Below are 22,188 nucleotides of genomic sequence, written 5' to 3'. Positions count from 1 at the left end.
GCCGCTAGTATTGATTTTCGTGTGAGGGGATGCGGTGAAAGGACAATACTTATTCTATAGTTTCTTGCCGAGTGTCACAGCAGCAGTATTAACAAGCCAGCCAGCCTTGGCTGGGACAGTAAGTAATTTCAAACTTACGTCCTCTCCCAGTGTCTTGACTTTTACTGATAGTCGCACTTGGATGGCAGATAATATTAATACTCAACTGCCTAATAATCAGACACAGATTTTTCCAGACATAGTACCTGAATCTGGGGAAACAGCACTGGATTTACAATGGTCAAGTACTCAAAACTTCTCAATTATTTGGACAGGAAATACTGGTGTAACCAGAGAAAAAACTGCTCAAGAAAATGAAGTTAAATTTTCCAGTTTTACAGATTCTTTAAGTTCTGCCCCCAGTGGAGAACAGGATGATTTTAAAACCAGTGAACAAACAATTCCAGTCGTTACTTCTGAACAGGAATTACAGAAAACATCTGTTGCTACTGTCACGACCCAAGTAAGTTCTGTCTACCCAGCTATTTTTTCATTGTCTGGTTCACAGCCATCAGCAGCCTTGCCGAAACAACCGGAAACTCAGTTATCCACAGTTTTACCCACTGAGTTTGTAAGTAGTGAAACTAGACAGTTACCAGTAGTGGATAGTTGTTTCTCTGATAGTGTATGCGCTGAACAAAATCTGACATATCCTACTTCAGGTGGGGGAAATAGTTCCGGGGAGTTAATTGGTGCGCCACGAGCCACTGAAGACTTTACACCTGGTCAAACTGGTCAAATTCCTCTGCAAACGCCAGCAAATCAGGAATTTGTCCCTAGTGGGGCGATGACCATTCCTGAGAACCTAAATCCTAGTCCTAATCCTTTACAATTGCCAACTACACCAGAGGAAGTCAGATTAGAAGGTAATCAGCCCATTACTTTGGCACAGGCTTTAGAACTGGCAAAGCGGAATAATCGAGATTTACAGGTGTCAATATTGGAGCTAGAACGCTCTCAAGCGGCTCTCCGCCAAGCAGAAGCTGCTTTTTTGCCTAATGTGAGTTTGAATGCTGATGTGACTCGCAGTCGCTCGGCTGAAGAACAGCGACAAAGGAATCTCAATCCCATCACATCACAGGCCGAAACTAACACAGTCTTTAGGGGTGAAGCTCAATTAAGTTATGAGCTTTTTACTTCTGGTAGACGGAACGCTAATGTGAGACAGGCTGAGGAACAGGTGAGGTTGAGTGAGTTGGCTGTAGAGAACCAATCTGAAGAAATTCGCCTGAGTGTCTCTACGGAATACTATGATTTGCAACAAGCAGATGAAAGAGTGCGGATTGCTCGGTCTGCTGTGGAAAATGCTCAGGCTAGTTTGGAAAATGCAGAGTCTTTAGAACGGGCTGGAGTGGGGACAAGATTTGATGTGTTGCAATCCCAAGTAAATTTGGCAAATTCCCAGCAAGAATTGACTAATAATCTTTCCCAACAACAAATTTCCCGTCGCCGCTTGGCTACTCGCTTAAGTGTGCCACCATCATTAAATTTGAGTGCAGCAGACCCTGTGCAGTTAGCTGGTTTGTGGAATCAAGATTTAGAAAACAGCATTGTTTTAGCGTTTCAAAATCGTCCTGAGTTACAACAGCTATTGGCACAGCGCAATATCAATGAACAACAACGGCGAGCCGAGTTGGCTAGACTGGGGCCTCAAGTCAGCTTGATTGCTAGTTATGGTGTGCAAGATCAATTTGATGATGGTGCTAGTCTGACTGATGGTTATTCTGTGGGAGTCAGGGCGAGTTTGAATTTGTTCGATGGGGGAGCGACTAGGGCTAGTGCAGCTCAAGCTCAGAGTAATGTGGCGATCGCCGAAACTCGATTTAGTGAACAGCGTAACCAAATCCGTTTTCAGGTAGAACAAGCCTTTTCCACTCAAAGAGCTAATTTGGAAAACGTCCAAACTGCCGATACTGCTTTAGAACAGGCTAGAGAAGCTCTCCGTTTGGCAAGGTTACGATTCCAAGCGGGTGTGGGTACTCAAACTGATGTCATTAACTCCGAAAATGACTTGACAAGAGCTGAAGGTAATCGGATTACAGCTATCTTAGATTACAATCGCGCTTTAGCTCAGTTACAACGAGCGGTGACAAATCGGGCGTTAGCTGAGTAGATTTATCGCTGGGGACTGGTGACTGGGGACTGGGGACTGGGGACTGGGTTAAGACCCTTTTGGTGTCTCGGTTTTATTATCCGTTTATGTCCTAACCTCCTTGGCGATTGCTATATCTCAAAACTTCATCTTATTTACTGTCCCCCGGATTTATCCGTGGGGCTTTTTTTTTAGGGGAGTGCGGCGGGTGTGGGGAGGTGTGGAGAGTTGTGATCAAAGTCTGAAAAAAGAATCGGTTAAAGTAAAGATAAGTAAAGATAAATTAAGAAAACTCTGGAACATAAATGGTTACTCTACCCTTAGAAGAAATATCTGCCCAGTTAGAAAGTCCGAATTTGCGCGATCGCATGGTAGCTCTTGCCAGTTTGCGTCATATATCCCCAGAAGAAGCCGTACCTTTAATTAAAAAAGTATTGGATGATGAATCGCTACAACTGCGATCAATGGCTATATTTGCCCTGGGAGTCAAGCCTACAGGAGAATCTTATGAAATTTTAGTAAAAATCCTCGAAAATGACCCAGATTATGGCATTCGTGCCGATGCTGCTGGAGCTTTAGGATATTTGGGTGATGCGAGAGCCTTTGAGATCCTGTCTAGGACATTTTATGAAGATACTGATTGGTTAGTGCGCTTTAGTGCAGCCGTTGCTCTGGGTAACATTAAAGATCCACGGGCCCATGATGTTTTAATTCAAGCATTGGATAGCAAGGAAACTGTGTTGCAAGAAGCAGCGATTTCGGCACTAGGGGAAATCCAAGATATTGAATCTGTAGATAGTATTCTCCGCTTTGCTCAGTCAGAAGATTGGTTAGTTCGTCAACGTTTAGCAGAAGCCTTGGGAAATCTTCCCACTACTAAGAGTATTTCAGCTCTAAAATACTTAGAAAAAGATCAGCATCCCAACGTTGCGGAAGCGGCGAGGATTTCTTTGGTAAGGCTGGAAAAACCAGGTAATCAAGCTTAACCTTCATTTTTTACTCCCTACCAGGACATTGAGTGTTTTCTTTCAGGGTAATTTTATTCATGAATATTGAAGAATTTTTTGAGTTGAGTGCTGGTAAATGGTTTTCCCATCGGACTAGTCACCATTTGGCTTTTAAACAATCTGAAGACGGTAAATCAGAGCTGGTAGTTGAAAGTTTACCAGCAGATCATCCAGAGGTAATTAAACTATGTGAACAATACGAAATTGATCCTGGTACTGCTTCCTGTGGTGCTAGAGTTACCTGGAATGGCACTATGGAATGGGATGAAGAAAAACACACTGGTTCCACCGTGTTAGCGACTATCCCGGATGCAAATAACCCCCATGAAGGTAAGTTACTGCGAGAAATGGGTTATGCGGAGAAAGCCCCAGTTGCTGGTAGTTACAAAATGGGTAGCGATGGCGCTTTAACTCTAATTACAGAGTATGAAACTATGTCTTCTGAGGAACGCTTGTGGTTTGCTAGTCCTAATTTACGAATGCGGGTGAGTGTGCTGAAGCGTTTTGGTGGCTTTAGTATGGCTTCCTTTACTTCAGAAATCCGCATGGGTGTTACTTCAGCAGCTGCTAAAGCATCTGAAACGGCTGATTCCACTTCCAGTTAAAAAAGAGGTAGGGGAGCAGGGGAGAAAATAAATTCGGGGACTTGTGACCAGATTGCTTTCTATACAGGGGAAAGTAATTTTCGAGTTTTTGCTTTTCCCTCTTGCACCCCTGCTTGCTTCAGTCAGATTTGAGAAACTAGGGAGAGAAGATTAGTTGAAAGTTACTCCCCCTCAACCAAAATTAGAGTTAAATTTGCAACAAGTTAGCGATCGCCTGGGGTAGTGGTAGGACAATAATAATCAACAATGCCATTGCCATTAATCCTAAAATATCTCGTTTATTATCCAGTTCCGTGACATCATTCAAAGCAGGTTCATCAATCAAGGGGATAAATAATAAGATAATTGCCCAGGGTAAAAATGCTTGCTGCACCAGGGAAAGCAGTAACAGTAGTAACCGGGAGACTTGACCAATTACTAAAGCGCTTTTCTGCCCAAACATCGCATGAACAATGTGGCCCCCGTCTAGTTGTCCCACTGGCATCAAATTTAACGCGGTGACAATTAGCCCCAAAAAACCTGCTATGGCTATGGGATGCAGGTTAATGGCTGATGTTGAGGTTAACTCGCTCCCTAGTGCTAATTTAGATATAAATGCTAATAGAATGGACGATTTGGGATTAAGAGCTTCTCTGTTTAACAATCCTGCTTCTTCATTGAGAGGAACTATTTCAGAATTAACCAAACCCCAAATCAGCAAGGGTAAAGTGATCACAAAACCTGCTAATGGCCCAGCAATACTCAAGTCAAATAAGGCTTTGCGGTGAGGAATCGGACTACGCATTTGAATAAATGCGCCGAAAGTGCCTAAAAATACGGGTAGAGGGATAAAATAAGGCAACGTCGCCCGAATTTTGTAGTATCGGGCTGTCAAATAATGACCAAGTTCATGGATGCCCAAAATAGTCATTAGCCCTAAAGCATAGGGTAATCCTTGCCACAAAATGCTGGGGTTAGATGCTAATTCTTCCGGTTTAAACCCGGCCATTTGCGCGCCGACTAAAGTTGTAGTCACTAAAGTAGCCAGTAGCAAAAATAAAGCTAGTCCTGGACGTGTGATTTGTTCTTGCTCTCTGGTACTTTTTGCTGCTTGAGTATTTGGTACAAGGACAAAGAAAGGTTTACCATTAAAACCTTCTTGAAAAATCACGAGAAAGCGATCGCCAAATTCAGCTTCAATATTCGCCTTAATCTTTTGATAAGCCTGAGTAGGTGTTGTTCTGATCTGACCCCGACAGATCACAGCCTGGGGTCTGTACTCAATGTTGTGGATGTAGTAAACAGACCAGGGAAAACAATTTCTCAGTTGGGTTTCTTCCGTTGGTTCAATGGGACGCACTGGTACTGGTTCTGCGGTAGGATGGATAACCGATTGTGATGCAATAGCTTGGGGTTGATTTTGTGTATCTCTTGGGGTGCTACGTCCCCATTGAAACAATAGCCAGTATAACAGAAGACAGATAATTGATGGCCAAATAATCAGTGGTGATGGCGGAGGTTGTTCTGTCCCGTACATCAAAGTCCATCCGCCCAAGATTAACGCTGGAGTCATTAACACCAGCCACAGTAACCAAACTGGTGTCCGAGTGATCTCAGCGACAGTGCGCTGCACAATTAAATAAGTAGCTATTCCCAGTAGGAGGAGAAACAAAAATGTCATTTGCTCTTCAGTAATTTGGCCAAAATGTCTCACTAGTGTTTTGGTATCACGACCTGCAATACTAGACAGAATCTAAACCCCAATTTATTGATAACAGTTAACAGATTTAATTGATTCCTAAGTGTTAACTATTAAGAAGTTTAATTCTGTCACCTAATTTTTACCACTCCTCACTTTCGGTTTTTGCTCATGTGTCCCTTACCTCAACAGCCAAGTCAGACAGCTAAACAACCTCGTCCGGTGTTAGATACCATCTTTGCCTTTCCACCAAATCGGGACACATTAGGGGGAACCTCTTATTTCATTGTAGGAAACGAAGGCAATATCCTGATAGATTCCCCGGCTAATGACCCCAGTAATCTTGAGTTTTTGCGATCGCATGGCGGGGTACGTTGGTTATTTCTCACTCACCGGGGTGCGATTGGGAAAACAGCACAACTTCAGCAAGCCTTAAGTTGCGAAGTCCTGATTCAAGAGCAAGAAGCCTATTTATTACCAGGATTAACTGTCACCACCTTTCGCCAGGAATTTAAACTTAATTCCACCGCGCAAGTTATCTGGACAAGTGGACATTCTCCCGGTTCCTCTTGCCTTTACTACAATCATTTGGGAGGTGTGTTATTTTCTGGTCGTCATTTAGTACCCAGCCCAGAAGGAGAGCCAATAGCGTTTTGCACTACCAAAACCTTTCACTGGCCCAGACAAATTAAAAGTGTGGAATTACTCCGAGAGCGTTTCACACCAGAAACACTCCAGTATATTTGTCCTGGTGCTAACACAGGTTTCCTCCGAGGTAAACGAGTCATAGATAATGCCTACCAACGGCTTGTAATTCGTAATGCCTCTTTCAGAGGAGCTTCGCTAACGTAATTCGTAGTTGGAATCTGTGGGGGCTTGTAACCATAGTTATTGGAAGTCAAAATTTCCCCCCTACTCCCACACTCCCCAGACTCCCCAGACTCCCTACTCCCTACTCCCCCCTGCTCCCTGCTCCCTGCACCCCTGCCTCTTCTACTCCCGCCAATACAGGATTGGTCTGCAATAATTCCAGCGCTGCTTGATATTGCATATCCGCCTCTGTAGCAATCTCTGTGCGGGTCATTGAGCCTTGGGGAATAACTTGATCGGGGTTAATGCCTAATTTGTTAATATCCCGATGTGAAGGGGTTTCGTACTTAGCAATGGTTACGGCTAAACCAGAACCATCGGATAATTCAAATAGAGACTGAATTAAGCCTTTACCAAAGGTAGTTTCGCCCACCAAGGTAGCACGCCCGTTGTCTTGTAGCGCACCGGCGAGAATCTCACTGGCGCTGGCGGTTCCTTCATTGACTAAAATTACCAGAGGATCGTCGGTCAAGGCTGGACCAAAGGATTCAAAACTGCCCTGAATACCTTGGCGATTGACGGTATAGACGATGGTACCGGAATTTAACCACTGACGGGCAATTTCAATTCCTGATTGTAATAACCCACCGGGATTATTGCGTAAATCTAAAATATAGGCAGCTGCGCCTTTTTTCTCTAGACTAGAAATGGCGTGTGCTAATTCCATAGAGGCGTTAGCATTAAATTGAGTCAGGCGTAAGTAGCCAATGGGTGTGCCTTGAGGAGAAAGACGGAGGTCTGCTATCACAGGATTAAGCTCAATGCGATCGCGCACTATTCTAAATTCTTTTTCCTCTATACCCTCTCGTGCAATCACAAGTGTCACGGCAGTACCAGCAGGCCCGCGCATTCTGGCGGCGGCTTCATCCAGAGTTAAATTATCTGTGACTATGCCTTCAATTTTCAAAATGCGATCGCGGGGTTTAATCCCAGCCATATCTGCTGGTGAGTCGATAATCGGCGTAACTACTTCCAACTGTCCTGTTTCTGGATTCAGGGCAATTTGCAACCCCACCCCAGTCAGTTCACCAGAAGTATTCACCTGCAAACTGCGGTACTGCTCCGGGTCTAAAAACCGGGTAAAAGGATCACCCAGAGTTTTGAGCATTTTCTGAATTGCTGCATAGGCTGCTTCATGATCTTTTAACGGTTTCTCTAGAGCTTTTTGCCTCGCCTGCGACCAATTTTGATGATTAAATGTGTCATCTAAATAAGTGCGGTTGACAATTCGCCAAACTTCGGAAACTAATTTTTGGTCATCTGTTAACGCTGTAGCTGGTGGGATAAAAGCGCCCAGAACCAACCCAAAAGCCAATAGTAGTGAAAATCCTAGCCGAAAAACCTGTTTTTGCATGAACCCCATTTTCAAATTCCACTTGCTCCCAAAATGCTTAAAAATGCTTGGTTAGCTGATTGTTGATGAAATGTATATCTCAATTATGTTACTTTTTTTATAGAAGTCATGCATTCCTCTCATCAAGTTGTTGCAAAGAACTGATGAGCTGCATTCCACTCAGCAAACGATAAAATCTACTTGGTGTCCAGCATTTTGCTGTTGTCTTGCCAAGAGAACGCAATATATTCCATATTTACAGAGTGTTAAGTTTCTGAAAAGTCTTATCATTCTGAAGGCTGAAAGGCAAACGAAAAAACTCCCCTTTGTGAAAATCCCAAGATTGTTAATTGGGAGATTGATCAACCGCAACCGATTTTTAGGAACTTGAGATTGTATGGCCAACGTTTACGACTGGTTTGAGGAGCGCTTAGAGATTGAAGCGCTCGCGGAGGATGTAACTAGCAAGTATGTCCCTCCCCATGTAAATATCTTTTATTGCTTGGGCGGAATTACCCTAGTTTGCTTCCTGATTCAGTTTGCTACTGGATTTGCGATGACCTTCTACTACAAGCCCACAGTGGCTGAAGCTTATTCTTCGGTAGAGTACATCATGAATGATGTCAGCTTTGGTTGGTTAATTCGCTCCATTCATCGTTGGTCCGCCAGCATGATGGTGTTAATGATGATTCTGCACACTTTCCGGGTGTACCTCACAGGTGGGTTCAAAAAACCCCGTGAATTGACTTGGGTAAGTGGTGTAATTCTGGCTGTAATCACCGTTTCTTTCGGTGTGACTGGCTACTCCCTACCTTGGGACCAAGTTGGTTACTGGGCTGTAAAAATTGTGAGCGGCGTACCAGAAGCAATTCCGGTAGTTGGCGTTTTTATCTCTGATATGTTACGCGGTGGTTCTAGTGTTGGTCAAGCCACACTGACTCGCTATTACAGCGCTCACACTTTTGTTCTACCTTGGTTAATTGCAGTATTCATGCTGTTCCACTTCTTGATGATCCGCAAACAAGGTATTTCTGGCCCTTTGTAATTTCAATAATGAAGCCAAAATGTAAAAAGGTGACAGCTTTTGGTTCCCAGATGCAAATGTTTGTTTTAAACTTATGAGAAATCAGCAATTAATAACTCATAAGTGACAATAAGAATAAAGATTTGTATTGGGAGTCGAAAGCTAAAGACCCCCCCGCAAGGCGAAAGTCAAAAATCAAAAGTCAAAAATGATTTGAGATAGTTGTACTATTCACGCCGTCCTGTAAAGGGGTTCCTGATAGCTGATGGCTTTGGCAAATGCTTTAACTGAATTTGAGCAGGAGAGCGCATTAAAATATGTCAACGCAAAAAAAACCCGATCTGAGTGATCCTCAGTTAAGAGCTAAACTCGCCAAGGGTATGGGTCACAACTACTATGGTGAACCCGCTTGGCCTAATGATTTGTTGTATGTATTCCCCATTGTGATTATGGGCTCCTTTGCTTGTATTGTGGCTCTAGCTGTTCTAGATCCGGCAATGACAGGTGAACCAGCAAATCCTTTCGCTACACCTTTGGAAATTTTACCAGAGTGGTACTTGTATCCTGTATTCCAGATTTTGCGATCGCTTCCTAACAAACTTTTGGGAGTCCTAGCAATGGCTGCTGTGCCTCTGGGATTAATTCTGGTTCCCTTCCTGGAAAATGTGAATAAGTTTCAAAATCCTTTCCGTCGTCCAGTAGCGACCACAGTGTTTCTTTTTGGTACACTTGTTACCCTATGGTTAGGTATTGGTGCTGCTTTACCATTGGATAAATCCTTGACATTGGGATTGTTCTAAATTAGGCAGTAACTAGCCTTTGATGCCTGTAGTTTCAAGAGTATCTACCCAATTTAGCCGTTGACTATAAAAATGTTACGTGCTAAAAAATACTAGAGCAATTACCACTTAAATTTGGTTGCTAACTTGCTCATAGTTCTGGCAGATATAATTTTGAAACCTACAGGCATCAGTTTTAGCAGAAAATATGAGCAAGTGGGTATTTAGTTGGGGATGGAAAATAAATTCCCAATTTAAAATTCATTCTTAAGCCACAAATATAGGCATTTTTTACAAAACTTATATTGCAAGTCAAGGTCAATGCTTAGCATAGTGCAGCACGACCATCTGGCGGTGAAGAGCGAACTAAAGCTCCTAAACTACGTACAACAATGGTTTGAGCAATTTTCTCTAGAATATTTATCTCAATTTGGCTGGTCAGAAAGTCAACTTTATCGCCTCAACTTAGCATTGGCGGAGGGTTTTACTAATGCAGTTCGTCACGCTCATGGTGCTTTACCTCCAGAAACAACTATAGAGATTGAAGTTAGTTTGTGGATTGACAGACTGGAAATGAAAATTTGGGATCAGGGAAAACCCTTTAATCCGGATGCGATCGCAGAGCCACAGCCAGGGACTCTACAAGTAGGGGGATATGGATGGTTTCTGCTGCGAAGATTGGCTGACCATGTTGTGTATGAACGCAGTACAGATGGAAGAAATTGTCTCCGCATTCTCAAATACGCCAGAGAAGATTCCAAGTAAAATCACAGAAACACAACTGTCAGTTATTTTGACCTTAATTTACTTAAATTTAAATGCCGATTAATTCGGTGACAGCCAAAGTCACTTCACCTGGGAAAGTTAACAAACAAATCAATCATGTCTTTGTGTTCTTAGAGATTTTTGCTCAAGAAGGCGGGATACAATCTTATGTTAAAGATATTTTGCGTGCTTATGCAGGGTTGACGGCTGAATGCACAGCCGAAATATTTTTATTGCGAGATAGTGTTGACTGCTCAAATCCTTTCGAGTCAGATAATTTAAGATTTAATTATTTTCAAACTCAGTGGCCTCAGTGGGGGAGGCTCAAAATGTCCGGGGCTTTACTAAAGTTGATTTTGCAAAAACGCCCCCAGCACGTTTTTTGTGGTCATATTAAACTAGCGGTATTAATTAAAAGTATTTGTCAGCCGTTGGGTATTCCCTACACAGTCCTGACTTATGGTAAAGAAGTTTGGGAACCTTTGAAAAACAGTGAAAGAGAAGCTCTGGCTTCAGCAGATGCTATTTGGACAATTAGCCGTTATAGCCGCGATCGCGCTTGTGTTGCCAATGGTCTAGATGTGCAAAAAGTCAAGATGCTACCTTGTGCCATTGACAGGAATCAATTTACTCCCGGTGCTAAACAGCCAGAACTAGTAGAAAAATATGGGTTAAGTGGGACTAAAGTATTAATGACCGTGGCGCGACTGTGGTCAGGAGATATTTACAAAGGTGTAGATGTGACAATTCGCGCCCTACCCCAAATCGCTGAAGTTTTCCCACAAGTCAAATATTTGGTAATTGGTCGCGGCGATGACCAACCACGATTAGCGCAGTTAGCAGCAGATTTAGGGGTGAGCGATCGCGTGGTGTTTGCGGGTTTTATTCCCACAGCAGAGTTAATGGCACACTATCGCCTGGCTGATGCCTATATTATGCCCTCTCAAGAAGGCTTTGGCATTGTCTATTTAGAAGCTATGAGCTGCGGTGTCCCCGTGCTATCGGGAAATGATGATGGCTCGGCTGACCCCTTACAAGATGGTAAACTAGGATGGCGAGTACCCCACCGGGATTCAGAGGCGGTGGCCACAGCTTGTATTGAAATCCTGCAAGGTAACGATCAACGTTGTCAAGGAGAATGGTTAAGATCACAGGCGATCGCCCTTTTTGGCATAGAAGCCTTGCAACAGCGTTTACATGAATTGCTGTTCCCCTCGGTGATTAGTCCATAGTTCTAACTAATTAATATTTCTTGACTTGTAGTAGTTGACTATAGGCTTTTGACTCGTAATTAAACTAGTTATCCTAGAGAAAGAGCGAGAAAATAATTTTAAAAATGAGCCTAAAATTTTTGCAATTGAGTCTGGAAAATCTGCGCCCTTGGCTGACTATGTTGGCAGTTTTCTGGTTGCTAGCATCAGTAGGCTTAGGGTGGTTGGTAAATTCAATATTAATTATCTTTGGTTTGGTATTATTTGCACCCGTTGTTGCCTTCTTTGGGTTTCGCTGGTGGCTACAACGTAATTTAGTTACTGATCAGTGTCCTGTATGTAATTATGAATTTACAGGCTTAAATAATACTCAGTTACAGTGTCCCAATTGCGGAGAGTCACTATCAGTGAAACAAGGTAATTTTCAGCGCTTCACACCAGACGGAACCATTGATGTTACAGCAATTGAAGTACCAACAAAGTCACTGGAAGATAAAAGTTGACATTTTAGCAACAGTATAATCACGCTGTTAACAATTCCTTATATTTATACCGATGTCGTGCGTGATCTGATTCGCGGATTGTCAAAGAAAGTGAGGAAAAGTGCGTAATTGTTAGAGTATTTAGTGCTGTTTAATAACCCTTCATAATCTATTAGGACTTACGCAATAACTCTCACTTCGCCAAGCTCAGTGACCACTGAAACCCTCTTTACTTTGTATCCTTGATTTGCAGTCGTGGTTAGACTAGGCCACAAGGCGGAACTCAAAAGGCTTGTTCTATAGGCTTTTGATTTATTTCCGCCGTGCTGTACTAGCCTATTGATGGTTAAAAGTTCTCGAAGTTAGCGATCGCACTCTTCATCTTATCCACCACCTCATCCACAGAAATAGCTCCCAACTCCCCAGAAGCACGGGTACGAATACTCAAGCTGTTGGATTCAACTTCTTTAGCTCCGATTACCGCCATGACTGGTATTTTTTGCTTCTCAGCATTGCGGATAAGTTTACCCAGGCGATCGCCACTGGTATCAACTTCAGCCCGAATACCCTCAGCTACCATTTTCGCGGCGACATCCTTAGCAAAATCTAGCTGCGCTTCACCCACTGGTAACAATCTCGCTTGCACAGGTGCTAACCATAAAGGAAAATCACCGGCATACTCTTCAATCAAAATCCCAATCAGCCGTTCTAGAGAACCAAACGGCGCACGGTGAATCATTACTGGACGTTGGCGGGAACCATCTTCAGCCACATATTCCAAATCAAAGCGTTCTGGTAAGTTGTAATCTACCTGAACAGTTCCTAATTGCCATTCCCGTTCTAAAGCGTCACTCACAATGAAGTCTAGTTTTGGCCCATAGAAAGCTGCTTCTCCTATCCCTTCAAAATGATCCATCCCTAAAGTTTCAACTGCTCGACGAATAGCATTTTCCGCTTGATTCCAAGCTTGATCCGAACCGATATATTTATCACTGGCTGGATCGCGGAAACTAAGTCGGGCTTTGAAATTCCCCAGTTGCAGAGTTTTAATTACTGACAATATCAGATCAACCACCTTGATAAATTCGCTATCCAACTGCTCTGGAGTCACAAAAATATGAGCATCATCTTGAGTGAAACCCCTGACTCGCGTTAAACCACCCAGTTCCCCAGATTGTTCATAACGGTAAACAGTACCAAATTCTGCCAATCTGATGGGTAATTCCCGGTAAGAGCGTAACTCACTCTTATAAATTTGGATATGAAAAGGGCAATTCATCGCTTTCAGGACAAAGCCCTGTTCATGTGCCGCAGCTTCCTCATTCTCTGCCATCATTGGGAAAAGGTCATCTTTATATTTCTGCCAATGTCCAGAAGTTTTGAATAAATCAACTCTACCAATGTGAGGAGTGACAACCTGCTGGTAGCCACGTTTGATCTGTTCTTTTTTGAGGAAGTCTTCTAAAATAGTCCGCAACAAAGTACCTTTAGGAGTCCACAAAGGTAAACCCGGCCCCACTTGTTCGGAAAATATAAATAATCCCAGTTCCTTACCGAGTTTACGGTGGTCTCTTCGTAGCGCTTCTTCTTTACGCCGTTTATACTCAGCCAGTTGTTCTGGACTTTCCCACGCAGTCGCATAGATGCGTTGTAACTGTGCCTTGGTTTCATCCCCACGCCAATAAGCCCCAGCCACACTTTCTAATTCAATCGCTTTGGGGTTTAATTGGCTAATGTTTTCTACATGAGGACCGGCGCACAAATCCCACCATTCGTTCCCCAAATGGTAAATTGTGATGGGTTCTTGTTTAATATCTCCCAGGATTTCCAGTTTGTAAGGTTCCTGAATTTCTGAGATTCTTTTTTCGGCTTCTTCGCGGCTGACTTCTTCCCGCAGAACTGGTAATTTGCGATTAATAATTTTTACCATCTCTTTCTTGATGGCTTTCAAATCATTTTCGCTAAATGGTTCGGGACTATCGAAGTCGTAGTAAAAACCGTTTTCAATCCAGGGACCGATTGTAACTTGCGCTTTAGGAAACAGCTTTTGTACCGCCATTGCCATTACGTGGGAAGCTGTGTGACGAATCTTCTTTAATGTCTCCGATTCGCTGGTACGCGGTAAATATATTTTTTCCGGTTGTTCTGATGGACTGAGAGTTGAATTTGGTGACATCGGGTGCTGAACCATTAGCGAAGTGATTGCAAAAAGATAATTTTAGTAGTTAAAACTCTGAAAAATCTACCCAGAGACTAGAGAAGAGTATTTTTTACTTAGCACTTAATACTCAAGAAGCATACATCACTCACCCCTACGCCTTCAAATATAAACGCACTTTAATTACTGCCAGTTTGACTAAAATATTTTTCTTTAATTTACCCTTTTCTCATAAACATCGGCAATTCAGGGTTGAGGAATGAGGAAACAACTCAGCATTTATGCGGTTTTAGTTCAAAATTCTCAGGTTAATCCCCAATCAAGGGTGATACTGTTTGATTCATGCTTAATTTTTGATAGACCTAGCGGGAATAATAATTTTAGCTTATTTTTGGCCTCCTGATCGCCAATTTTGGCAAAACCTGTCTGAGGATGGAGTAAGAAAAATGTTAATTTTTGTAAAAAATGTTAATATTATTCAAGCAGTTAGAAATATACTTTTTATTTATGCAGGACTCGAGTTTACCAGGGACTGAGATGCTGAAAACGGTATTAGAACCTCTGCTGGAGGATTTTAATTATTGGTTTGCGCGATCGCGTGAATTGTTAGAAACCGAGCAACTCTCATTTATGAGTCACGAAGAGCAATCTAATTTACTTTTGCGGTTACAGCAGGCGCAAGAAGAACTAAAGGCAGCAAAGATGCTATTTAGCGCAACCGATGGACAAGTTGGCATTGATATGAATACCTTAATGCCTTGGCACAGATTGGTAACAGAATGCTGGAATGTGTCCATGCACTTACGTCAAACAAGAGAAGTGTGAGAGGGGACTGCTGTATCAAAAAACAGCACAGCATAGAAGTCGCATTCAAGATACAAATACAAAATCCTTAATATTAATTTTATTAACAAAAAATGTATCCCATGCTACTTTAATGTAAATAACGATTAACAAATTTTTTCATACAAGTATAGGCGCACGAGGCGTGCGTTAGATATTTATCTTCGCCCCAGATAAAAACAAAGGCGAAGCAAAAAGTTACCGCATAAAGATTTAAAACTTGCTGCTCTTGGAGGAAAACCCCAATGTTACACCTACTTTACATTCTGGCTTTTACAATTTTGGCGTTGATAGCAGTGGCTAACTTAATCCGCAATTTGATTATGTTTAGTTTTGATCGAGAGCGTCCTTATCCAGGTAAATATTCATCAACAGATAATCAAGGTTATCTCTCTTCCAGAAAACAATTTATTCCCCACCCAGAATTATTAGACAACGCAGGTAATTTAATTAAAGAACCTTTGTTAGTCATGCGTTCAGTTAACGTTGAAGATGCTCGTCAACAGTTAGACGCTCTTTATGAATCTTCTCCAGGACAAAAAATAGACCGTCAGGAAGAAGGTTACTAAACAGTTAATTCCTTCAGGTGATAATTTAGTATTTGTAGCATTGGGGGTTTAAAAATGAACCCCTACAACTACTGTAACTATTCCTGAACATGATCAATGTATTGGGGAAACCAGTTTTCATCTAAGATTTGTTCTAAAGAACCAATGGGAATCAGGGGAAATATATCAATAATTAGTTGAGTGCGATCGCTTGCTTCTTTTCTGGCTTCTTGATAACATTCATCAAATATTTCTAAGATATAAGGTTTTAAACTAGGACTATCTTTAAGCTCATCTTTTATCTGTCTGCGGAATATCCTAATCTCCCCTTTCCAATGTCCTTGATTACGTTCTCTTTCGGTATCCCAACACTTAAGTTTTAGTAGATGCTCCAGAAGCTTAATCAATAAACTCTTAATTGTGCGCTTCTCACGTCTACCCATACCTTCTAACTCTTCCAGCAAATTATCCAAATCAACCGCAGAAAACTGTCCCGTGCGAATTTGGTTGATAGTCGTTCTCAGCCACAGATAATAATCTTGGTCATATAAACTTTGAGTGGCTGGTTGTATTATTGGTGTCACCATAAACTAGCTCTACTCCTACTCTTCTTAAGAAATTCTCAATTCTTACTCTCTGCGCCTCTGCGCCTCTGCGTGAGATCATCAAAATAGGGGTTTAGTTATAAACCCCCATAAAATCTCCTGGTTAAGCTTCAATCACCACCCGGAGATTACCCCGTTTTTTCACCACACGACAAGCGGTAGTGCTACCAGAACGCTCGAACTCCAAATCGAGGATAGTACCACCGACCTTTAAATTATGTAATGACAGAGAATTAATTGATTCTGGCAAAGTCGGATCAATAATTCGTAAGCAATTATTTTGCGCGTCGGGGACTAAATTAACTACCATTTGCAGCAATTGAAATATAGTCCCAGTCGCCCAAGCTTGGGGAGTACAAGCTACTGGATACCGAACGGGTGCATGATCACCATTGCGTTCGTAACCGCAGAAAAGCTCTGGGGGACGTTGATATGGCTGCTGACTGGTCATATCAAACAAACCTTGGAATACTTCTAAAGCTTGATCAATCAGACCGAGCGATCGCAACCCCATTGCAATCAGAGAATTATCATGAGGCCAAACTGAGCCAATATGATAACCCATAGGATTATAAGCTGGTGACAAACTGCTGAGAGTCCGAATACCCCAGCCATTAAACATATCTGGCGCGCGCAACCGTTCCGCCACACTGTAGGCTTTTTCTGGTGTAAAAATCCCTAAATTTAAACAGTGACCGGGATTAGATGTAATACTTTCCACTGGTTGACCATCGCCATCTAAAGCCAAGGCGCAGAAATCTTGGTCTTTCAGCCAAAAATCTTGATTAAAACGTACCTGGAGATGTCTAGCTTCATCTAACCAACGTTCTGCTAAATCCAGTCGCTTTTTCATCTTAGCGATTTCTGCTACCTGAATTTTAGCTGCGTAAACATAAGCTTGTACCTCACTCAAAGCAATCGGACCCTCTGCTAACTCACCCTGATGGTTGACAATACAATCACCAGAATCTTTCCATCCTTGATTAGTTAAACCCCTGGGAGATTTCCGGTAGTAGGTCAAATAGCCACTTTGTTGGAGATGACGATCAATCCATTCCATTGCTGCTAAAGCATTCGGCCAAAGTTTATCTAGGGTTTCTTGATCGTGAGTCCAAGCGTAGTATTCAGCATACAACATCAACCATAGAGGAGTGGCATCAACTGTGCCGTAGTATGGTGTGTGGGGAATTTCTTGACAACGCGCCATTTCTCCAAAACGTAACTCGTGTAAAATTTTCCCTGGTTCTTCTTCGCGCCAATTATCCTCAGTTTTACCTTGATATGAGGCGAGTATCATCAGGGTTTCTTTAGCAATTTGAGGATTTAACATCAGGGTTTGAGAGGCTGTAATTAGGGAATCCCGCCCAAATAAAGCTGAAAACCAAGGTACACCAGCCGAAACAGTCTTATACTTACCAAAAGACTGACGTAACAAATACATATCCTTTTCAGCTCGCTCAATCACACGATTAAAGATGCTTTTATCTGATCTAATCTGTGTAATTTGTTGCATCCATTCTTGCTCTTCCATCAACTCAGCTGCTTTAGCTTGTACTAACGTGAGGGCGGCGCTGACTGTGGAACTGGGCTGATTGTTGGTTAACATATTGACTCTGTAACCCAGCTTTCTGGTTTCGTGGGAAGCTAAATCCAACCGCCAAATAGCTGTATAACCTTGGAAATAGTCTGGTTGATGATATTGGAATTGTATCCGGGATTCCATAAATAACCCATCTAAACCTTGATAGGCTAAGGTTAAAGACTCTGTGGATATTGATTCTAGTGAGCGTAAGACTTTACCCCGTTTTTCTCTCTCTGCACCACGCACTTCAAATAAATCGGCAAAATCTGCATCAAAGCTGATACTCAATTCAAAGCTGACATTTGTAGTGCTGTAATTGGATATTTCAATTTCTTCAAATAGCGCCCCATTCAACACAATTTCTCGGCGAATACCGACGGTTTCAGCTTTGAGGTGTTGGTCAATATTGGGGTTAGTGCAGAGTACAGAAACTGAAAAGCCTTTCTCAGCTGTACTGCTCAAGAGAATAGGCGATCGCCCAGCAATTTGCAACTCTAAACGATTGAGAAATCTGGTGTCAGCGCAAAAGAGTCCCACGTTAGGATTACCATCTTCCAGGGAACAGCCAGAAATGTTCCCCATTGTATCTGTCACCAAAAATAAATCATCATCTTTTACCGTGAGAGTTGGTTGTGGTCTTTCGCTCACCACACTAGGCCACTCTGGTATAGGTAATTGTGCTGCGGGAGTAAAAGTTTTGCCATCCAAAGAAATGGTTTCCAGGGTTGTTAGTGTATCTGGTGTCATGAGCAAAAGTTCCTTGTTCCAGGTGTGTGTGAACGAAACCAACAGGTTAAAGTCTTTCTGGGAGAGGTTTCCAGCCTTTAAATACTGGTGAAAATTTAGATATTTTGGTGGGATAATTACGGCGAAAATTAATTAGAAATCTTTATAAGATTATATTTTCTATATTTAAAGTCAAGGCTGAAAAAACCTGGTTTTCAGCTAATTAAACTGATTCTGATCCTTCTCAGTCCTGATGGAAAGGGAATACTTAGCCAAGATGCTAAAGTTGTTTCTGCGGATAGATGTATAGAGATTTTTAGCCAACAACCATGTAATTTTTTTCTAAATGCTTGGTATGCTATAAAATATTTTTAGTGCCAAAAAATACTTAAGGCTAATTATAACTAAACAATAATTATAATTATTTGATTTGACCAGATCAATCATTTCAAAAATATGTTTAATTGTCCCTTTGCTTAGTAAAAAAGATATGCCCTTCGCCCACGCTATGCGAACCTTAAATAAGCCTTTTAGTAATTTTTATGTCAGTCTCTAAATATGTATTTAAAGATGACTTAATTGCCGTTCAAGAGAAATTTCAACTGACTGATTTGGCTTTGAGGGGTAATCTTAGGTAAATAGATTGCGGCTCAGGCTGATATGATAGCTGCCCATTAAATGTATATTGAGCTTAGTAGGCTACAATTTTCAACCTGATAATGCCAGCAAAGATAACAAAAAAACTTACAACGCGGCTAGAATCATCCTTAGTCGAGGATTGGGTACCGTAGGGCATACCGGAACCTTTGCGCTAGACGCAAGCAACGCTTGGGGAGATAAAACCTCTACTCTTGTTGGTAAAAACCTGCATGAGCAAGTTATGTCTTAGATCCAAGAATCCCCGTGTGTTCACGCCGGGGAGTGTCAAAATAAGTATCGAGACAAATTTAGGAAAACATTTTTATGTAGGAGGTGAAGACCGATGAATATACAATTTTTGCTGGTGTAATCTTGGAAATTTTGCCAAACCTGTCACTACATTCGTGAACAGTGTTGTTCAAGATTCTTAACAGAATCTCACTATCTGCTGCACTTGAGAGTTCGTTGTAATTTGTACAATGCAGCTATGAACTGAATCTTTTTTTGTGATTGGGCTTTTCCTTAACGATATTCATGAGCATTTCGTCTTCCGTGCTGAGTGATCTGCTACAGTCGATAACCTACCTGCGACCCCAGCTATATTTCAAGGCTTCACTAACAGCCCTCTCCCATGCGATGGAAGATCAGGTTTTGGCTGCGACTTTAGAGCAGCCTTTGATAATTGCTAGCTTCCAACGAGAGCGATACTATCGCCAAGAAGCTCATCGCTATCAGCGTTTAGCTAACCGTAGTAATCAAATATACGTTTTATCTGCACCAGAGACAGATTTTGCCAATGATTCGGAATATTACGAAAAGGTAGCCTTTGAGCCAGAAGATGCCTTAAGTCAAGAGTGGCATTTGGTGGTAGTTGCTGATAACTATGCTACTTGCTTGGTGTGTCGAGAGTCTCTGGGTTCTATTGCCAAAAACCAGCAGTTACCAGAGTTCGCCCCTGGTCTAGATATGGATACTGCGCGTAGGTTTGAGGGTATTTGGACATCAGAAAGGGGCGTTAGCCTGAAAGCGGCTGATTTGCTATTGGACAGAATTTTGGTTTACAGACCGGATTTGGCAGAAAAAATTAAAGTAGCGCGCCAGAGGTTTGGGATCGGGGAAACCAAAAATGAGCCAGTAAAATCAATGGCTGAATTTGCTTGTGATATCGACACTGACCCTTTTGTGCAGCGCTTGGTAACTTATCTGCAAGCGAGTCAGTACAAATTGCATAAAGCCTATCGTTCAATCACAGCTCAAGCACGAAAAGAACGTTTAGTCAACTCTATTAGTACGGCAATTCGGCGATCACTTGACCCCCACGAAGTGCTACAAGTGGCCGCAGAAGAACTAGGAGAACACTTAGGAGCTAGTCGCTGTTTAATTTACCGCGCCCAAGGGACAGATGGTGAGGCTGATATTAAACATGAGTTTTTGGTTCCAAATATTTTATCTATTTGTGGGCAAACTTGGCAGTTAGGGGAAAATGCTTTATTCCAAGAAGTAGTAGAAAAGGGCGAGGGTGTTTGTGTCGCGGATACCCTGAGTGATATTCGTGTAACAAATTCTCAGAAACTATCCGCAATTGCGTCAAAATTTGCGATTCGCTCTTGGTTAATTGAACCAGTGTTATTTCAAGGTCGCTTGTTAGGCATTGTAGAATTACATTATTGCAGTCTTCCCCCAAATGAGTGGCAAGTGGGAGAGTTAGACTTGGTGAAGGCGATCGCCACTCAAATCGGTGCAGCTTTAATTCAAGCAGAAGCTTACGCCAACCTAGAAGAGCTAAATCAACAACTAGAAGCCTTAGACCGCACCCGTAGTAATTTAATCGCCATTACCGGACACGAACTTCGCACCCCCCTATCCACAATTCAGGTGTGCTTAGAAAGTCTGGCTACGGAACCCGATATGCCCTTAGAGTTACAGCAAGTCATGCTGAGTACGGCACTTTCTGACTCAGAACGAATGCGAAAACTGGTGCAAGATTTCCTCACCCTTTCTAACCTAGAAAGCGGCAGGGTACAATGGCATCCAGAATCCCTGACGTTGCAAGAGTGCATAGATTTAGCCCTCAGCCGACTTCGCACCCGTTCGGCGATGGAAAAACCGCCCCACATTGAAACGGATATTAATGAAAATCTACCTTTGGTGAGAGCTGATGGTGATTGGCTAGTGGAGGTAATCGCCAAACTGATGGATAACGCTTGTAAATTTACATTACCTGAAGGCAAGATTACAATTACAGCCACCCAAAACAGCTATCAGATGGTGGAGGTGACTGTGGCTGATACTGGACGTGGTATTGAACCCAATCGCTTAGAAATAGTGTTTGACCGCTTTTATCAAGAAGAAGGGGCGCTGCGGCGTACCACTGGCGGGACGGGTTTAGGATTAGCAATTAGTCGTCAAATTGTCACTGGCTGGGGTGGGGAAATTTGGGCAGAATCAAATGGTAAAGACCAAGGTAGTCAGTTTCATTTCACGATTCCCATCGCTCAGATGAGCCAAGAGGAGAAGAAGCAGGGGGGTAGGGTGCAGGGTGCAGGGGGGAAAAGGTAGTGAAGTAGGAGAGCAGGGTGTGGGGGAAGATTGTTACTTTCCTAGTCCCCAGTCCCCAGTTCCCAGTCCCCAATCACCAAAAACTGTTACAGTCTATGACGCGATCGCCATAAGATCAGGTTGGCAGTGTTACGATGCCCTAAAAACGTTGAGAGAGATAAACCTTTATGGCAGAAAAACTTTCTGGACAAACACCCCTGTTTGGTGGTAGCACAGGCGGCTTGCTAACCAAAGCGAAAGAAGAGGAAAAGTACGCGATCACTTGGACAAGCCCCAAAGAGCAAGTTTTTGAAATGCCTACAGGTGGTTCGTCCACTATGCTCCAAGGCGAAAACCTGCTATACATAGCTCGTAAAGAATATGGTATTGCCTTGGGCGGTCAACTCCGGAAATTCAAAATCACCGACTACAAAATTTACCGGATTTTACCCTCTGGAGAAACCACTTGCATTCACCCGGCTGATGGTGTCTTCCCAGAAAAAGTCAACGCAGGACGTGAAAAAGTACGTTTTGTACCTCGCAGCATTGGGGAAAATCCCAGTCCCGCTAAACTTAAGTTCAGTGGTAAAGCTACCCACGACGCTTAAACACTAGGTATTGGGGACTGGGGACTGGGGACTGGGGACTGGGACTGGGGACTGGG

18 protein-coding genes and 1 pseudogene are annotated in these 22,188 nt (G+C 42.6%); 14 read left to right on the top strand and 5 right to left on the bottom strand.

What is annotated here, in order from left to right; translation table 11 throughout:
* Positions 1–34 precede the first annotated feature (34 nt).
* The 3 genes from ACM0OP_RS02855 (at position 35) to ACM0OP_RS02845 (ending at position 3,743) form a co-directional block, all read left to right on the top strand.
* Positions 35–2,152 (top strand): TolC family protein, encoded by a 2,118-nt coding sequence (locus ACM0OP_RS02855; RefSeq protein ID WP_414526862.1) that lies wholly within the window; start codon positions 35–37, stop codon positions 2,150–2,152.
* A 284-nt stretch (positions 2,153–2,436) separates the two neighbouring features.
* The gene (locus ACM0OP_RS02850; RefSeq protein ID WP_414526861.1) at positions 2,437–3,117 is read left to right on the top strand and encodes a HEAT repeat domain-containing protein; all 681 of its coding nucleotides are present in this window, start codon (positions 2,437–2,439) and stop codon (positions 3,115–3,117) included.
* Between the two features lie 59 nt (positions 3,118–3,176).
* Positions 3,177–3,743, top strand: coding sequence for a phycobiliprotein lyase (locus ACM0OP_RS02845; protein ID WP_414526860.1), 567 nt, complete (start codon positions 3,177–3,179; stop codon positions 3,741–3,743).
* 187 nt (positions 3,744–3,930) lie between these two features.
* Here ACM0OP_RS02845 and ACM0OP_RS02840 read toward each other — a convergent pair whose 3' ends face one another.
* Complete coding sequence (locus ACM0OP_RS02840; RefSeq protein WP_414526859.1) at positions 3,931–5,403, bottom strand: site-2 protease family protein; 1,473 nt, start codon at positions 5,401–5,403, stop codon at positions 3,931–3,933.
* A gap of 189 nt (positions 5,404–5,592) precedes the next feature.
* Here ACM0OP_RS02840 and ACM0OP_RS02835 point away from each other — a divergent pair, with 189 nt between their 5' ends.
* Entirely contained in the window at positions 5,593–6,273 is a 681-nt protein-coding gene (locus ACM0OP_RS02835; protein ID WP_414526858.1) for an MBL fold metallo-hydrolase, read from the top strand.
* A gap of 100 nt (positions 6,274–6,373) precedes the next feature.
* Here the strand turns inward: ACM0OP_RS02835 and ctpA are convergent, their stop codons facing one another.
* Positions 6,374–7,654, bottom strand: coding sequence for a carboxyl-terminal processing protease CtpA (gene ctpA, locus ACM0OP_RS02830; RefSeq protein WP_414526857.1), 1,281 nt, complete (start codon positions 7,652–7,654; stop codon positions 6,374–6,376).
* A 367-nt stretch (positions 7,655–8,021) separates the two neighbouring features.
* On the opposite strand from ctpA, the gene petB reads away from it, so the two are divergent.
* The 5 genes from petB to ACM0OP_RS02805 all read left to right on the top strand — a co-directional run bounded on the left by petB (position 8,022) and on the right by ACM0OP_RS02805 (position 11,906).
* On the top strand, positions 8,022–8,669 hold the full coding sequence (gene petB, locus ACM0OP_RS02825; RefSeq protein WP_194002347.1) for a cytochrome b6: 648 nt from the start codon (positions 8,022–8,024) through the stop codon (positions 8,667–8,669).
* A gap of 296 nt (positions 8,670–8,965) precedes the next feature.
* Entirely contained in the window at positions 8,966–9,448 is a 483-nt protein-coding gene (petD, locus tag ACM0OP_RS02820) for a cytochrome b6-f complex subunit IV (protein WP_414526856.1), read from the top strand.
* Between the two features lie 300 nt (positions 9,449–9,748).
* Complete coding sequence (locus tag ACM0OP_RS02815; RefSeq protein WP_414526855.1) at positions 9,749–10,192, top strand: ATP-binding protein; 444 nt, start codon at positions 9,749–9,751, stop codon at positions 10,190–10,192.
* A 53-nt stretch (positions 10,193–10,245) separates the two neighbouring features.
* On the top strand, positions 10,246–11,424 hold the full coding sequence (locus ACM0OP_RS02810; protein WP_414526854.1) for a glycosyltransferase: 1,179 nt from the start codon (positions 10,246–10,248) through the stop codon (positions 11,422–11,424).
* A 104-nt stretch (positions 11,425–11,528) separates the two neighbouring features.
* Positions 11,529–11,906 carry a hypothetical protein gene (locus ACM0OP_RS02805; RefSeq protein ID WP_414526853.1) on the top strand — a complete coding sequence of 126 codons (378 nt, stop codon included), beginning with the start codon at positions 11,529–11,531 and terminating at the stop codon, positions 11,904–11,906.
* 325 nt (positions 11,907–12,231) lie between these two features.
* Here ACM0OP_RS02805 and thrS read toward each other — a convergent pair whose 3' ends face one another.
* Positions 12,232–14,076, bottom strand: coding sequence for a threonine--tRNA ligase (gene thrS, locus ACM0OP_RS02800; RefSeq protein ID WP_414526852.1), 1,845 nt, complete (start codon positions 14,074–14,076; stop codon positions 12,232–12,234).
* Positions 14,077–14,550: 474 nt separating this feature from the next.
* On the opposite strand from thrS, the gene ACM0OP_RS02795 reads away from it, so the two are divergent.
* Complete coding sequence (locus tag ACM0OP_RS02795) at positions 14,551–14,868, top strand: DUF2605 domain-containing protein (RefSeq protein ID WP_414526851.1); 318 nt, start codon at positions 14,551–14,553, stop codon at positions 14,866–14,868.
* Between the two features lie 263 nt (positions 14,869–15,131).
* On the top strand, positions 15,132–15,455 hold the full coding sequence (locus tag ACM0OP_RS02790) for a DUF2973 domain-containing protein (protein ID WP_414526850.1): 324 nt from the start codon (positions 15,132–15,134) through the stop codon (positions 15,453–15,455).
* A 77-nt stretch (positions 15,456–15,532) separates the two neighbouring features.
* Here ACM0OP_RS02790 and ACM0OP_RS02785 read toward each other — a convergent pair whose 3' ends face one another.
* Positions 15,533–16,021, bottom strand: a complete 489-nt coding sequence (locus ACM0OP_RS02785) for a DUF29 domain-containing protein (RefSeq protein ID WP_414526849.1) — start codon at positions 16,019–16,021, stop codon at positions 15,533–15,535.
* Positions 16,022–16,142: 121 nt separating this feature from the next.
* The gene (locus ACM0OP_RS02780; protein ID WP_414526848.1) at positions 16,143–18,368 is read right to left on the bottom strand and encodes an amylo-alpha-1,6-glucosidase; all 2,226 of its coding nucleotides are present in this window, start codon (positions 18,366–18,368) and stop codon (positions 16,143–16,145) included.
* A gap of 727 nt (positions 18,369–19,095) precedes the next feature.
* Here ACM0OP_RS02780 and ACM0OP_RS02775 point away from each other — a divergent pair.
* The 3 genes and pseudogenes from ACM0OP_RS02775 to ACM0OP_RS02765 form a co-directional block, all read left to right on the top strand.
* Positions 19,096–19,236, top strand: a pseudogene (locus ACM0OP_RS02775) (RNA-guided endonuclease TnpB family protein); the annotation flags it as partial.
* A 284-nt stretch (positions 19,237–19,520) separates the two neighbouring features.
* On the top strand, positions 19,521–21,545 hold the full coding sequence (locus tag ACM0OP_RS02770) for a DICT sensory domain-containing protein (protein ID WP_414526847.1): 2,025 nt from the start codon (positions 19,521–19,523) through the stop codon (positions 21,543–21,545).
* Between the two features lie 167 nt (positions 21,546–21,712).
* Positions 21,713–22,132 (top strand): photosystem I reaction center subunit II PsaD, encoded by a 420-nt coding sequence (locus tag ACM0OP_RS02765; protein WP_414526846.1) that lies wholly within the window; start codon positions 21,713–21,715, stop codon positions 22,130–22,132.
* Positions 22,133–22,188: the final 56 nt, after the last annotated feature.

Source organism: Nodularia chucula CCY0103 (genome assembly GCF_963923915.1).
In the GTDB taxonomy this organism is placed as follows: domain Bacteria; phylum Cyanobacteriota; class Cyanobacteriia; order Cyanobacteriales; family Nostocaceae; genus Nodularia; species Nodularia chucula.
Note: the sequence above shows the minus strand (reverse complement) of the source record. Positions and strands in the feature narration are given on the sequence as shown.